Here is a 15,288-nt window from a genome sequence, read left to right as displayed (position 1 = left end):
AAACGCCATGCACAAGCACCCTCATATCCCGAGTGTTTTCCTCCTGGCCGTGGTCGCGGCGAGCGTCGCCGCGGGCAGTCAGATGACGGCCCAGCAGCCCGGACCGCGACTGGCCGCCCTGAATCATCGAGTCGTGGTGCAGGACAGCGGCGTGTATTCCGATGCACAGGCGGAGGAAGGGACGGCGGTCTACAAGAAGACGTGCGCCGAGTGCCATGAGCTCGAGGAATTCACGAACGGCGACTTCAAGGGGAAGTGGGGTGGGCGTCCGTTGTTCGATCTGTTCGAGCAGATCCGCACCACGATGCCCGACGGCGATCCGGGCACATTGCCGCGTGAGGAATACGGGGCCGTGGTGTCCTACATCCTCAAGTTGAACGGCTTGCCCTCCGGTCCAGCACGTCTCAGCACCGATTCGGCGGCTCTGGCGGCAATCACGCTGAAGCTCCCGGCGGCCGCGCCCTGACATTCCGGGTGAGACGAAGTTGCGTAACTCGCCTATTCGGATGGCGATACGCTATTGACAGTTGTGCCCGTTTCTCATACCCTCTGCCGCGGCCTGATTTTGTCAGCAGTGAGGTTCCTGGATGCGCGGCACCCTGTACGCGCGAAGGGTCGACCTGCGTGACGCGGATCGGCCCTTCGTTGTTCCACACTGCGTTGTCCTAGTTCCACCCTCCTGTCGTCCCCTCCCGCTTCACTGCTGTCCCCTCCACCAACCGGCGCTTTCCCCGGCGCCTTCCCACCCACAGGCGTGCGCGCCCTTCGCGCCCCTGTTCTCCACTGAGCTGACCGGAGACACCCGTCTCCTGCTGGCAATGACATCACCACCGCCCCGCGCACAACCGCTGCGGGACCTGTGGTCATGTCATCGACCGACCACATCTGGGTGGTCGGCGTGTGATCCTGATCTGGGGAGTCACGAGATGCGATTGTTCGTACCCGCTGCGTTCACCCGTGGGGAGAGAGGCTGCTCTCCACCGGTCGCCACACGTCCGCAGGTCCTGCGGCGTCGGTTGACCACATCACTGCTCGCCCTGGCGGCGAGCTTCGGGTTGCTCGCGCCGCCGATGGCGGTGGCGCAGCAGGGTGCGGGAGGGACCGTGACTGGTACGGTCACGGATGCCGGCACCGGTCAGCCCATCTCGCAGGCTCGAGTCCTTGTCGCCGGCACGCAGGTGGGCACGCTAACGGCGGAAAACGGACGCTATACCCTTCGCGTGCCCAATACGGGTGCGGTCACGCTCGACGTGAACCGCATCGGGTATGAAGCGGCGAAGGTGCAGGTGAACGTCACGGATGGCGCGCCGGTCGTGGCCGATGTGAAGCTCACGCAGGCGGCGTTCTCGCTGGCCGCCGTGGTCACCACGGTGACCGGTCAGCAGCGCAAGGTGGAACTGGCCAACGCCACCACGCAGGTGAACGTGGCCGAGAAGATCGCGGAACTGCCCGTGAGCAACATGGGCGCCCTGCTGTCCGGCCGTTCGTCGGGTGTGCAGGTGGTGCAGACGGGTGCCACGGGCTCCGGTTCGCGCGTGCGTATCCGCGGCCAGAACTCGTTCACGCTCACCAACGACCCGATCATCGTGATCGACGGTGTGCGCGCCTCGGGCGCGACGGGTGATGGTCTTGGCGTGGGCGGCTCGGGCCCTTCGCGTCTCGACGACATCAATCCGAACGAGATCGAGACACTCGAAATCATCAAGGGCCCCTCGGCCGCCACGCTGTACGGCACCGAGGCCGCCAACGGCGTGATCGTGATCACGACCAAGCGTGGCAAGGCGGGTCGGACGGCCTGGAATCTGTCGGCCGAGCAGGGCAAGATCGACAACGTGGCCACCTATCCGGACCTGTGGTCGCTGTGGGGCCGCCGGACGACTGCCCCGAACGTCTCGGCCATCTGCACACTGCAGGAACTCGTCGGTGGCCAGTGCGTGGCCGGTGTGGTCGATTCACTCTCGCACGGCAACGTGCTGAACCGGGCGGATCAGACGCCTATCGGCACCGGCGATCGGCACCAGTACAACCTCCAGACATCGGGCGGCAACGACAAGGTGCAGTTCTTCGTGTCGGGTCAGACCGAAGCGGAAACGGGCATCTACAAGATGCCGGATTCGGAAGTGACGCGCCTGAAGGAGCAGCGCGGCGTGAGTGCGTTGCCGGGCGACATCATGCGCCCCAACGCGCTGCAGCGCAACACCTTCCGGGCCAACATCAACGCGGAGCTGCGTCCCAATCTGTTCCTGCAGGTGTCGTCGGGTTTCATCAACTCCGACATGCGCCTGCCGCAGAACGAAGACAACTCCACCGGCCTCATGGTGGACGCGATGGGTGGCCCCTGGCGCGGCGATCTGAAGGATTCGCAGGGCAACGCGCTGCGGAATTATCGGTCCTTCATGATGGGCGACGTGCTGGCGCAAACGACGAAGCAGAACATCAACCGATTCATCAACAGCGCCACCTCGCAGTGGAACCCCACGTCCTGGCTGTCGGCCCGTGCGGCGCTGGGGTCGGACATCACCTTCCGCAATGACCTGTACATCGCGAAGGTGGGTGAAGGACCGAACGAAGGCACGATCCGGTCCGGACAGATCACCGCCAACCGTGTGGAGACCAACCAGCAGACGGCCGACTATGGCGCGACCGGTACGTTCCAGTTGGCGGACTGGCTCAATTCCAAGACGTCGGTGGGCATGCAGTACGTGCGCAACTTCCGCACGCAGCAGCAGAGCACCGGCATCGGTCTGCCGCCGGGTGGTGTGACGGTCACGGCGGCCGCAACGCGCAGCAGCACGCAGAACATCACCGATCGTCGCACGCTGGGCTACTACGTCGAGCAGCAGTTCGCCCTTCGTGACAAGCTGTTCCTCACGGGCGGCCTGCGTCGCGATGCGGCCAGCGCGTTCGGCGCCAACACCCGCGCGGTGTACTATCCCAAATTCGGTGCGTCGTGGGTGATTTCCGATGAAGCGTTCTTCCCGGACGTGGACTTCATCAACAGCCTGCGTCTGCGCGGTACGTACGGTGCCTCCGGCCAGATTCCGGCCGACACGGCGTCCATCAGGGCGTTCAGCCCGGGGGCCCTGACGCTGGCCAGCGGCGAAACGCCGGGAGCCTCGATCAGCTCGCTGGGCAACGTCAATCTCAAGCCCGAATACTCGGCCGAGACCGAGTTCGGCTTCGACCTCCAGATGTTCTCGGGCCGTACCAACATCGAACTGACGTCGTACAACAAGTCCACGACCGACGCGCTCATCCAGCGTGAGATCGCACCGTCGCTCTCAGGGCTTACGGCGCAGCTCGTCAACATCGGCAACATCAAGAACTCCGGTGTCGAGCTCACGTGGAACCAGCGTCTGTTCGATCGTGAGGCGGCCGCGTTGTCATTCGCCCTCACGGGATCGACGCTGAAGAACACCATGACCAGGCTGGCTGAAGGTGTGGCGGCCATCCCCTCCGGCAACCGGAACACGCAGCAGAACCGTCCGGGCTATCCGATCTACGGCCTGTGGTCGCGCACGGTCAAGCCGAATGACATCAACGGCGACGGCATCATCGGGCGTGGTGAGATCATCTACAGCGACACTGCCATTTTTCAGGGGTCGTCCTTCCCCAAGAAGGAAATGGCGTTCACGCCCACGCTCGAACTGCTCAACAAGAAGCTTCGCATCACCACGCAGGTGGACGGCAAGTGGGGCATGACCAAGTTCAACAACACCCTGCGTCACCAGTGCCAGAACGGTGTGACCTGCCGTGGCCGCTACGACAAGTCGCTGTCGTTGCAGGAACAGGCCAACGCGTACGCGGTGGTCGACGCCGTCTACACGGGACAGTTCGAGAAGGGTGATTTCGTGCGCTGGCGCGAACTGTCGGTGGCCTATGAGATGCCGACGACCTGGGCGAACAAGCTCCGCGCCACCCGCTGGAATATCGTGGCCACGGGCCGCAACCTGGGCGTGAAGACCGACTACCGGGGTGTGGATCCGGAAGCGTCCGCAGCCAACAGCGATACACGCGGTGGTGAGGAGTACTTCGCCACACCACCGCTCCGTATCATGATGCTCCGTATGAACTTCTCCTTCTGAGACCAGACCCCATGCGATTTGCTTTCAACACACGACGCGTGGTTCGTCCGGTGAGTGCGTTCGCGGCGGCCGTTGCCGTGAGCGGCTGTACGACGGACATCCTCAACGTCGCGACCCCCAACGTCATCGCCGAGTCGGCGCTCGGAGGCTCCGCCGGGGCCACGACCCTGCGCAACGGCGCCGTCATGGACTTCATCGTGGCCTACTCGGGCACGCAGGATGGATACGTGGTGTCCAGCGGCAACCTCGGCGACGAGATCCAGACCACGGATACCTTCGCCGACCGCTATGCCACCGACCAGCGTGCCGCCACCGATCTTCTGGGCGGCGCGACCAATACCGCCTATGAGAACCTGCAGAAGGCCCGTGCCGGCCTGGCGAGTTCCATCGTCAAGTGGAAGGCCGTCAAGACGGCGTCGGCGGCGGTGAACGATTCACTCGCCGAGATGTATGCCGTGCGCGCCTTCAGCGAGACGGCGTTCGGTGAGGGCTTCTGCTCCGGCGTGCCCTTCAGCCGCGTGCTGGAGAGCGGTGATTTCGAATACGGTCAACCGCTCACCAACGCGCAGATGTTCAGCACGGCGCTGGCCACGGCCGACTCGGCACTCGCCAGCGCCACCGGCACGAACGTGCGCAGCCTCGCCTCTCTCGCGAAAGGGCGCATTCTGCTGAATCAGGGGCAGTATGCGCAGGCGGCGGCGGCGGTGGCGGGGGTGGCCACGTCGTACAAGTACGTGCTGAGTCATTCCATCGCCACGACGCGCCAGAACAACGGCATCTGGCAGGCGACGTTCGTGTCGGGTTCGCGCTACAACGTGGGCACGGCTGAGGGCACCAACGGCATCGACTACCTCGTCACGCCGGCCGACCCGCGTGTGCCCTGGGTTCCGTCGTCCCGCATCGGGTTCGACGGCACCAGCTTGAACCTCCCGCACCAGCAGAAGTACACGTCGCAGGCGGCACCCTTCACGCTGGCTGATGGCATCGAAGCGCGTCTCATCGAGGCCGAGGCCAAACTGGGCAGCGCGACGGCCAGCACCCAGGCGGAACGGGATGCCATGGTGGCCGCGCTGAACACGCTGCGTGCCACCGGGCTCGCCACGGCCATTGCGCCGCTCACGTCGCCCACGACGCATGCGGCTGCGGTGGACATGGTGTTCAAGGAGCGCGCCTTCTGGCTGTGGCTCACCGGCCATCGGCTTGGCGACATGCGTCGACTCGTGAACCAGTACGGTCGTGCGGCCAACACCGTGTTCCCGGTGGGCACCATGCGGTACCGCAACGCCCAGTATGGCACGCGCACCAGCCTGATCGTGCCGGTGCGTGAGAAGAACAACCCCAACTTCAACGGATGCGCTGACTGAGGCATCGCTGAAAAGCCAGGGTAGGAAAAACCAGGGCCGCCGGACATTCGTCCGGCGGCCCTGTTCGTTTGTAGCTCCCCGGAGGGCAATCACACGGGCGAGGTTTCCCTGCCCGAAGCGCCGAGCGCCACACCGCCGCCAACGAAAAAGGCCGGCCCGTCAACCCGACGGACCGGCTTCGCTCTTTCCGCAACTGCGATCACGCCAGCGCGAGCCTGTTACCGCCCGCCCGCCGCGCGTCCGAGATCCACCGCCTTGAAGCCCTGCTCACCCCAGCCGATCACGAACACGCTGAAACCCTGCTTCATGCGCATTTCGATGTCGGCCGCACCGGCGGGATAGCCGCAGGCCACTTTGAACTCCTTGCACGCCGCCAGGACCTTCTGGATGGCCGCTTCCCAGGCCACCTCGTCGAACTTGCGCTGCCCGTTCGCATCGGTGGTGGTGAACACGCCACGCAGCGTGCCCGCGCCCGGGAACAGCACACCGATGCCCGGCACGGCCGCGATCTCACGCACCTTGGCCAGGCCTTCGTGGCTCTCGACGATCGTGAAGTTCACGATCTCACCCTTCGGATTGAGCGGCCACAGATCGGCGCGCTCCTTGTACTCCTTCTCGCTCATGCCCCAGCGCGCGGGTGCACTGCCCACGTCATCGGAGCGGGTGCCGCCCTTGCTCTTGAAACGCAGCGCCGCCAGCCCCTTCTTGAGTTCCTCGGCGCTCTGCACGTCGACGAACACCACACCCGTCACGCCTTCGTTCAACTGCTTGCCGATGCGCGCGGTGGCCACGGCCGGATCGGGCGCGATCTCGGGCGTCTTCACGAACAGGCCGTGCGTGAAGCGCGGCGACTTGCCCTTCTGCAGCGCCCCACCGGCGTCCATCGCCTTGGCGAACTCGGTGAACGGCGGATACGACTGGTCGAAGTTGTACTCCATCGTCCCTTCGAAGATGTAGTCCAGCTTCTTGTACGCGAGCGCTTCCTGCGCCAGTTCGGTCATGCTCTTGACCGGCCCGGTGGGAGCCGGCTGCCCCGGGCGGGCCCGCGGGTTCGAGGGGGCGTACAGCCCGAACACCGGCTTGTGGGCCGCCAGCAGGTCGATGACCGCGTTGAGGCGGGTCTGCGCCTGCGTGGTGGCCGGCACAGTGCTCAGGGTCGCGACGGCCGCAGCCGTCAGCATCCAGCAGGATCGCACAAGGTCCTCCGAGGTGGGGAAGGCGTATCCGGCGGGACCAGAGGATCGCACCGGTACACGGAAAGATGGGACGGACCGTGAGGGGGCCGGGAGCCACCGCGCTGACCGCGCCGTGGGCCCAATCTTCCCGGTTTGTCCATTATGCACCCAACGCCTGAGGGCGTCAGAGCGCTGGGATTTGCTGTTTCCGAAGTCGAACGAAATTGTTGCATGCCACGTAGATTGTGGTCAGCATTGAAGTTGGAGTTCCTGCCGAGTGGCGACGCGATCCCTTCCTGCGTCGCCCTGCCAACCCGCCTGAGCCTGGAGGTTCGGGGATGAAGTCGTTGGTTGTCGCTGGTTCTGGTTGTCTGGCGTTGCTCGCCGTCGCGTCGCTCGATCGCTCAGCCGATCAGCGCGAGCGGCCGGTCGCGCCGGAAGCCGTGGCCGCGCCCGCCGCAGCCGGCACCGCCCGTGTCGTGCCCGCTGCCTATGATCGTTTTGTCGACGCCGTCACGGCGCCCGCGGCTTCGGCGACGCCGCGTCGCACCGGACATCCTGTGCTGCGCCCCGGCGCGACGGTGATGACCAGTGCCGCGCTCGATGCCGTGGTGAAGAAGAGCTGCGCCGGCTGTCACAGTGAGACCCGCAAGCAGGGCAACCTGTCGTTGGCCAACTTCGACCTCGCCACCATCGGGCAGACCGCGCCCGATGTGGCGGAGAAGATGATCAACAAACTCCGCACCGGCATGATGCCGCCGCCGGGACGCGCCAAGCCGGCCGGCGACACGCTGCAGGTGTTGATGGAGACGCTCGAGCGCAACATGGATGCGCGGTACGCGGCGAACCCGAACCCGGGCTCGCGCGCGTTTCAGCGTTTGAACCGCGCCGAGTACGAACGGGCCGTCCGCGATGTGCTCGGCCTCGAGATCAAGGCCAGCTCCTGGCTGCCGCTCGACACCAAGAGCGCGAACTTCGACAACATCGCGGACGTGCAGATGCCGTCGGCGACGTTGCTCGATTCGTACCTCGACGCCGCCAGCGAGATCAGCCGCCTGGCCGTGGGTGACCCGAAGGCGGCGGTTTCCACCAGCACCTACAAGATCGCGCGTCTCGCGTCACAGCTCGACGAGGTGGACGGCGCGCCGGCCGGTACACGTGGCGGCACGGCGGTGACGCACAACTTCCCGGCCGATGGCGAGTACATCTTCACCGTCACGCTGCATGCGATCCCCACGGGTCAGCTCTTCGCATCCACCGCGCCGTTCGACGAGAAGATCGAGATCGCGGTGAACGGCGAGCGGGTCGCGTTGCTCGACATCGACCGTGGCATGTCGCAGGCCGATCCGCAGGGCATGGACATCCGCACGAAGCCCATCCCCGTGCGTGCCGGCCCGCAGCGCATCTCGGCCACCTTCCTGCGCACCTTCGAAGGCCCCGTCAACGACAACATCACGCCGCTGGGCCACAGCATCGCCGACACGCAGATCGGTGCGCAGTCAGGCATCACGGTGCAGGCCCACGTGCAGAACTTCGCCGTGACCGGCCCGTACAATCCGACCGGTGTGTCGGACACGCCGAGCCGCCGTCGCATCTTCAGCTGCCGTCCCCTGTCGGCGGCCGAAGCGCGTCCCTGCGCCGAGAAGATCCTTTCGCGCCTCGGCGCGCAGGCCTATCGCCGGCCCATGGGGGCCAACGATGTGAAGGGGCTGATGGCCTTCTATGATGAAGGGGCCAAGGAAGGCGGCTTCGAAATCGGTGTGCGTCAGGCCCTCGAAGCGATGCTGTCCAGCCCGCACTTCATCTTCCGCATCGAAGAAGTGCCTGCCGCGGCCAAGGGGCAGGTGGCCGTTGCCGGACTCGATCTCGCATCGCGCCTGTCGTTCTTCATCTGGGGCGCACCGCCCGATTCGCAGCTCGTCGCGCTCGGCCGCAGTGGCCGTCTGCAGGACACGACGGTGCTGATCGCGCAGACCCGGCGTCTGCTCAAGGATCCGCGCTCGAAGGCACTGTCCACGCGCTTCGCGGCGCAGTGGCTGCGCCTGCAGGACGTGGACCTCGTGCACCCCGACGCCAACCAGTATCCGGATTTCCGCGAGCAGCTGGCCGGCGAGATGGTCGAAGAGACGGAACAGTTCTTCAACTACATCGTGCGCGAGAACCGCAGCGTGCTCGACATCTTCACCGCCGACTACACGTTCCTGAACGAGTCGCTGGCGAAGCACTACGAGATTCCCGGCGTGGTGGGTACGGAGTTCCGCAAGGTGAGCTACCCGAAGGACTCGCACCGCTCGGGCATCCTGGGGCATGGCAGCGTGCTCACGCTGACGTCGGTGGCCAACCGCACGTCGCCCGTGCTGCGCGGCAAGTGGGTCATGGAAGTGCTCATGGGTTCGCCGCCGCCGCCGCCGCCGCCCAACGTGCCCGACCTCGAGAAGACCGGCGCGGCGAAGGAAGGACGTCTGCTCACCACGCGGGAACGCATGGAGATGCACCGTGAGAACGCGTCCTGCAATTCGTGCCACCAGTTCATCGATCCCATCGGGCTCGCGCTGGACAACTTCGACGTGATGGGCCGCTGGCGCATCCGTGAGAACGGGACGCCGCTCGATACACGTGGTGACTTCTACGATGGCACCAAGGTGTCGAGCCCGGCGGAGCTGCAGGCCGCGCTGCTCAAGCGTCCGGTGCCGCTCATGCGCTCGTTCACGCAGAACCTGATGGCGTACGCGCTCGGCCGTCGTGTCGAGTACGCGGATGCGCCCGCGGTTCGTAAGATCGAGTCCTCGGCCCGCGCATCGAACTACAAGATCAACGACTTCATTCTCGGAGTGGTGAAGAGCGACGCGTTCCGCAAGCGGAGCCTGCTCGCCGACGCCACGCCCGCCACGCACGAAACCATCCCTGCGCCGGCTGCCAGCCGGACTCGCTGATTCGCCCGACCTTCAACTGACAACGGAGATACACCCGCATGTACTTCTTGAGCGGAAAGGCGATGCCCCGCCGCCAGTTCCTGCAGGGGATGAGTGCCACGATCGCGCTGCCCTACCTCGATGCCATGATCCCGTCGGGTCGTCGCCTGTTCGATGCCAAGGAGGCTCCGCGCCTCGTGGCCATCGAGATGGTGCACGGCGCCGCCGGCTGCAACGAGTGGGGCGCGAAGATGAACATGTGGTCGCCGGCCGCCGCCGGTCGCCAGTACGATCTCTCGCCGACGGCCCTGACGTCGCTCGACAGCTATCGCGACTATCTCACCATCGTCAGCAACACGGACGTACGTGAAGCCGAGCCGACGTCGCCGAACGAGATCGGCGGCGACCACTTCCGGTCCAGCGCCGTGTACCTCACGCACATGCATCCGAAGCAGACGGAAGGCTCGGATGTGAAGGTGGGGACGTCGCTCGATCAGTTGTATGCGCAGCGGTACGGTCAGAACACGCCGATCCCGTCGATGCAGCTCTGCATCGAGAACGTGGACCAGGCGGGTGGTTGCGCCTACGGCTACGCCTGCGTGTACACCGACTCCATCTCCTGGTCGTCGCCCTCGGAGCCGCTGCCGGTCATCCGCGATCCGCGCGTGGCGTTCGAGAAACTCTTCGGCGTCGGCGGCACCTCGGCCGAGCGGTCGGAACGTCGTCGCACGCGTCGCAGCATCCTCGACTTCATCTCGGGCGAGATGTCGTCGCTCAAGGCGACGCTGGGACCGGAAGACAAGCACCGTCTCGACAAGTACCTCACGGACATCCGTGAAGTGGAGCGCCGAATCCAGCGGGTGGAAGCGCGCAACACCAGCGGAGAAGTACGTGAGCTGCCCGAAGCGCCGGCCGGTGTGCCCGATTCGTTCTCCGATCACGTGAAGCTGATGTTCGATATCCAGGCGCTGGCGTTCGCGGCGGATATCACGCGCGTGTTCTCGTTCAAGATGGGCCGCGACGGCTCGAGCCGGACGTATCCGGAGAGCGGCACGGACAAGCCGTTCCACCCGGCGTCGCACCATGGTGGCACGGAACGTGGCGTGCGCGACTTCAACACGATCAACAAGTACCACGTGTCGATGCTGCCGTACTTCCTCGACAAGCTGAAGAGCATCCAGGAAGGCGACGCCAACATGCTCGACAAGACGATGATCATCTACGGTTCGCCGATGGGTGACTCGAACCTGCACAACCACCGCCGCTGCCCGCTCATCGTGCTCGGCAAGGCGGAGAACCGTCTCACCGGCAACCTGCACATCAAGGCGCCGGACGGCACGCCGATGGCGAACGCCATGCTCAGCATGATGCACACCCTCGGCATGGAGGACATGACGTCCTTCGGTGACAGCAACGGCGTCCTCAACCTCAACAGCGCCAATGCCTGATATTCGCCAGCACACCCAGCGCGCGCCCCTGTGGCGCGCGTCGCGGGTTGCGGTCGGCGCGGCAGCCTGCATCGCTACGCTGACGCTCGGCGCAGCTCGCGAGAATCCCGCGGAAGCCCCGGTGGCCGACGCCGTCATGCGCGGCGACAGCGCCCGCGTGCGGACGCTGATCAAGCAGGGGATGGATGTGAACGAAGCGCAGCCCGACGGCATGTCGGCGCTGCACTGGGCCGCCCAGCGCGGCGATCTGGGCTCGGCGCAGATGCTGGTATATGCCGGCGCCCGTGTCGATGCCCTCACGCGCAACGGCAACTACACGCCGCTGCATCTTGCGGCGCGTGAAGGTCGCGGCAGCGTGGTGAAGCTGCTGCTGGAACACGGGGCGAGCCCCACCGCCGTCACGAGCTCGGGCGCGGCCACGCCGCTGCATTTTGCGGCCGGACGTGGCGATTCGACCAGTGTGGCGGCCCTGCTCGACAAGGGCACGCCGGTGGACATCCGCGAGAACGCGTGGGGGCAGACGCCGCTCATGTGGGCTGCGGCATACAATCGCGTGACGGCGCTCGATCTGCTGATCAAGCGTGGCGCCGGTCTCGAAGCGGCGTCGAAGATCGAGGACATTCCGAAGCAGGAACGTGACCTCCGCGCCGAGATGGCCATCCGCACGCGTCGCGTCGCAGCGCTCAAGGCCGCGGAATCGCCGATGGCGCCCACCACGGTGACCCCGAACATCACGCCGGCGGCTCCGGGTGCTCCGGCGGCGGCGGCGCCCTCAGGCGCACCGGCGGCCAACGCACCAGCCGCTGCCCGTGGTAACGCGGGCAATGGTGCCGGCAACGCAGCTGGCAACGCGGCAGGCAACGCGGCAGGCAACGCAGCACCCGCCCGTGGCAATGCCGGCGGGAATGCCGCGCAGCAGGCCAACGCCGGCACGGCGCCGGTGGGTCGGGGCGGCGCACCCCGTGCGGCCGGAGATTCGGCGGGCACACGGGCGGCCACCGGATTCCAGCAGCGTGGTCCGTCGTACGGCGATCTGATCGGCAACAAGGGTGGTCTCACCCCGCTGCTGTTCGCCGTACGCGAAGGCAACGAAGAAGCCGTGCAGCATCTGCTGACGGCCGGCGCGAACATCAACCACGTGAGCGAGGGCGATCACACCAGCCCGCTGCTCATGGCCGTTATCAACGGCCGCTTCGACATGGCGTCCATGCTCATGGCGAAGGGCGCCAACGTAAAGCTGCAGAGCGATGCCGGCGCGGCCCCGCTCTATGCCGTGATCAACACGCAGTGGGCACCGAAGTCGCTCTATCCGCAGCCCACCGCGCAGATGCAGCAGAAGACCACGCACCTCGAGCTCATGGAAGCCATGCTCAAGGCCGGCGCGGATCCGAACGTGCGTCTCAAGAAGCACCTGTGGTTCATGTCGTACAATTTCGATCTGCTCGGCGTGAACACGGTGGGAGCCACGGCCTTCTGGCGGGCCGCGTACGGGCTCGATGTGCCGGCGATGAAGCTGCTGCTCAAGTACGGCGCCGATCCGAACATCCCGACCATCAAGCCCACCGGCCGTCTGCCGGGCGACGATTCGGGTGAAGAAGGCGGCGACGGGACCGATCCGTCGGGACTGCCGCCGGTGCCGGATGGCGGCCCGGGCGTGTACCCGATTCACGCGGCTGCAGGCGTGGGCTACGGCGAAGGGTATGCGGCCAATGCGCATCGCCATGCACCGGACGCGTGGTTGCCGTCGATCAAGTTCCTGGTCGAAGAGCTCAAGATGGATCCGAACCAGCGTGACTTCAACGGATACAACACGTTGCATCATGCGGCCGCACGTGGCGACAACGAGCTCATCGAATACCTCGTGTCGAAGGGTGCCGACGTCCACGCGCTCAGCCGCCGTGGTCAGACCACGGCCGACATGGCGAACGGTCCGGTGCAGCGCATTCCCCCCTTCCTCGAGACGGTCGACCTGCTCGTCAAGCTCGGCTCGAAGAACAGCAACAAGTGCAAGTCCTGCTGATCACGGACTGATCACCGCAGGACCGTGAACGGCGAAGCCCGGTGCCATTGGCACCGGGCTTCGTGTTTGGAGGACTTTGGAGGACATTGGAGGCTGCCGGACGACAGCGGATCGCGGGTCAGTCGTCGTGACTCAATTCGTACTGACGCTGCGCGTGCATGCGCTCCTGGCCCTGCGATGCATCCCGACGTTTTGCGGCGGCGAGCGCACGATCGTGCGTGCCCGACGTCTTGATTGCCGGCAGGGAGAGCAACTTTTCGACCTTCGTGGCGCCACAGGCCGGACACGCCGGCAATACGTCACCACGCACCAGCGCATCGAACGTGTGCGCACAGGAGGTGCAGACGAAGTCGAACATCGGCATATTGATCGTCTCCCGTTGAAGAACCTGATTCCCGCCCCACCCGATATCGGAGGAACGTGATGCTCACTACACGACCGTCCACTCTCGCCCTGTTGTCCATCACGGCATCGCTGGGACTCGCCTCGGCGCTCTCCGCGCAGGCCAGCCCCGAGCGTCAGGTGGTGGTCGGAGAGGGGCAGCGTGTCAGTGCTACGCTCTCCCCCGGTATCCGCGTTGGCAACATGCTGTTCGCGTCGGGACAGCTCGGCACCTCCCCGAATGATACCACGATCGCCGGTCAGACGACGCGGGCGCTGGAGAACTCGGAAAAGGTGTTCAAGGCGGCGGGCTCGACGCTGGCCAACGCGGTCAAGTGCACGGTGTTCCTGACGGACGTGAAGGATTTCCAGGGGATGAACCAGGCATACACGAAGTTCTTCCCGAGCAATCCGCCCGCGCGCTCGACGGTGGTGGTGGCGGCCCTGGTGGTGCCCAACGCCAAGGTCGAGATCGAGTGCCAGGGCTTCATTCCGTAATGAACGGCGGGGCGGCGCCTGTGGCGCCGCCCCGCTTTTGTTTCAGGAGGGGGCAGGGGGAGCTGGTCAGGGGGGAGTTCGATAGGAACTGCTCCTAACGACGGGCTGGGGTTTCGGGCCAGACGGGGCCCTGGCTGCCGCGCTTCACGGGAGCGATGCCTTTGTAGCGGAATTTCTGGAGACGTTTGCCTTCGTATGTCTCCGTGGTGTAGATGTTGCCCTTCGAATCCGTGGCAATGCTGTGAACGGCGAAGAACTGGCCGGGCTGACGGCCACCGTCGCCGAACCAGGTGAGAATCTCCAGCGACTGCCGGTCCATCACGTACACGCGCTCGTTCTTGCCGTCGGCCAGATACAGATACTTCTGCGCCGCGTCACGTGAAAACGCGATGTCCCACACCGACCCGTCACCGCGCGTGGCGGGGGCGACGCGCACTTCCTTCACGAAGCTGCCGTCCTTGCGGAACACCTGAATGCGGTCGTTGGGTCGGTCACAGACATACACGAGGCCATCGGTGGTGGGCTCGGCGCAGTGCACCGGATTCCGGAACTGCTGAATGAGGGGCGCTTCCGGATCGTAGGGCGGCAGGCGGGCGTCGTCAGGCTTGTTGCCGTAAGCGCCCCAGTAGCGCTTGAGTTTTCCTGTGCCCATGTCGAGCACGGCCACGCGCTTGTTGCCATAGCCGTCGGCCACGAACGCCTCGCCTGCGCGGACATCGAACGAGATCTTGGCGACGCGTCCGAAATGGGTGCTGTCGTTGCTGTTGGCCGCCTGTTTCGGGGTGCCGATCTGCTGCAGGAACTTGCCGTCGCGCGTGAACTTGAGGATGTGCGAATCGTTCGCACCGTTGCCGCCGATCCAGACGTTGTCCTTGTCGTCGAGCGTGATGCCGTGATTGGACGACGGCCATTCGTACCCCTCACCCGGTCCTCCCCAGGCGCGCACGAAGTTGCCGTTGGGATCGAACTCCACGATGGGCGGTGCGGCGGAGCAGCACTCGTCGACAGCGCCTTTGGCCGTGGACTCGGTGCGCTGGTTGAGCGTGGAGTCGCCGCGATGGATGATGAAGACATGATCGCGACTGTCGACCCCCACGCCGATGACCGAGCCGAGCAGCCAGTGATTTGGCAGCGGACGCGGCCAGAGGGGATCGACCTCGAAGCGGGGAGCCTGGACCGTCTGCCGATCGTCGGCCTGCAGGGTGGCATGCAGCCCACCGAGAACCGCGAGGGTGGCGAGCAGCGCCGTCCAGCGCGCTGAGAGGCGGACCTTCCGCATCGGGTACTCCATGAAAGGGACGCCCCGTGGGCAATTGCGGGGCGGAGCGGTATGTTCTTGCGGCGCAGAGGCCGCGCGGCGGGATCGCGCGTGGTGTTTCCGATGCTTCGCGAAAACACGCTGGAG

10 protein-coding genes are annotated in these 15,288 nt (G+C 65.6%); 7 read left to right on the top strand and 3 right to left on the bottom strand.

From position 1 onward, the window contains the following. Positions 1-7 precede the first annotated feature (7 nt). The 3 genes from WG208_RS16215 to WG208_RS16205 all read left to right on the top strand — a co-directional run bounded on the left by WG208_RS16215 (position 8) and on the right by WG208_RS16205 (position 5,449). A complete protein-coding gene (locus tag WG208_RS16215) occupies positions 8-466 on the top strand; it encodes a cytochrome c (protein ID WP_337172421.1) in 459 nt (152 codons plus the stop codon). 460 nt (positions 467-926) lie between these two features. Then, on the top strand, positions 927-4,085 hold the full coding sequence (locus WG208_RS16210; RefSeq protein WP_337172420.1) for a SusC/RagA family TonB-linked outer membrane protein: 3,159 nt from the start codon (positions 927-929) through the stop codon (positions 4,083-4,085). An 11-nt stretch (positions 4,086-4,096) separates the two neighbouring features. Beyond that, positions 4,097-5,449 carry a hypothetical protein gene (locus WG208_RS16205; RefSeq protein WP_337172419.1) on the top strand — a complete coding sequence of 451 codons (1,353 nt, stop codon included), beginning with the start codon at positions 4,097-4,099 and terminating at the stop codon, positions 5,447-5,449. 218 nt (positions 5,450-5,667) lie between these two features. Here the strand turns inward: WG208_RS16205 and WG208_RS16200 are convergent, their stop codons facing one another. Further along, complete coding sequence (locus WG208_RS16200; RefSeq protein ID WP_337172418.1) at positions 5,668-6,630, bottom strand: aldolase/citrate lyase family protein; 963 nt, start codon at positions 6,628-6,630, stop codon at positions 5,668-5,670. A 332-nt stretch (positions 6,631-6,962) separates the two neighbouring features. Here WG208_RS16200 and WG208_RS16195 point away from each other — a divergent pair, with 332 nt between their 5' ends. From WG208_RS16195 to WG208_RS16185, 3 genes are all read left to right on the top strand, one after another. Continuing rightward, a complete protein-coding gene (locus WG208_RS16195; protein WP_337172417.1) occupies positions 6,963-9,557 on the top strand; it encodes a DUF1592 domain-containing protein in 2,595 nt (864 codons plus the stop codon). A 62-nt stretch (positions 9,558-9,619) separates the two neighbouring features. Beyond that, positions 9,620-10,984 carry a DUF1552 domain-containing protein gene (locus tag WG208_RS16190; RefSeq protein WP_337172416.1) on the top strand — a complete coding sequence of 455 codons (1,365 nt, stop codon included), beginning with the start codon at positions 9,620-9,622 and terminating at the stop codon, positions 10,982-10,984. Continuing rightward, the gene (locus tag WG208_RS16185) at positions 10,977-13,004 is read left to right on the top strand and encodes an ankyrin repeat domain-containing protein (protein WP_337172415.1); all 2,028 of its coding nucleotides are present in this window, start codon (positions 10,977-10,979) and stop codon (positions 13,002-13,004) included. The genes WG208_RS16190 and WG208_RS16185 overlap by 8 nt, the downstream gene beginning before the upstream one ends. A 118-nt stretch (positions 13,005-13,122) precedes the next feature. Here WG208_RS16185 and WG208_RS16180 read toward each other — a convergent pair whose 3' ends face one another. Continuing rightward, on the bottom strand, positions 13,123-13,368 hold the full coding sequence (locus WG208_RS16180) for a zinc ribbon domain-containing protein (RefSeq protein ID WP_337172414.1): 246 nt from the start codon (positions 13,366-13,368) through the stop codon (positions 13,123-13,125). Positions 13,369-13,427: 59 nt separating this feature from the next. Here WG208_RS16180 and WG208_RS16175 point away from each other — a divergent pair, with 59 nt between their 5' ends. Further along, positions 13,428-13,883: a RidA family protein gene (locus WG208_RS16175; RefSeq protein ID WP_337172413.1), complete on the top strand. Its 456-nt coding sequence runs from the start codon at positions 13,428-13,430 to the stop codon at positions 13,881-13,883. 94 nt (positions 13,884-13,977) lie between these two features. Here the strand turns inward: WG208_RS16175 and WG208_RS16170 are convergent, their stop codons facing one another. After that, positions 13,978-15,162 carry a hypothetical protein gene (locus tag WG208_RS16170; RefSeq protein WP_337172412.1) on the bottom strand — a complete coding sequence of 395 codons (1,185 nt, stop codon included), beginning with the start codon at positions 15,160-15,162 and terminating at the stop codon, positions 13,978-13,980. Positions 15,163-15,288: the final 126 nt, after the last annotated feature.

This window comes from Gemmatimonas aurantiaca, assembly GCF_037190085.1.
Taxonomy (GTDB): domain Bacteria; phylum Gemmatimonadota; class Gemmatimonadetes; order Gemmatimonadales; family Gemmatimonadaceae; genus Gemmatimonas; species Gemmatimonas aurantiaca_A.
Note: the sequence above shows the minus strand (reverse complement) of the source record. Positions and strands in the feature narration are given on the sequence as shown.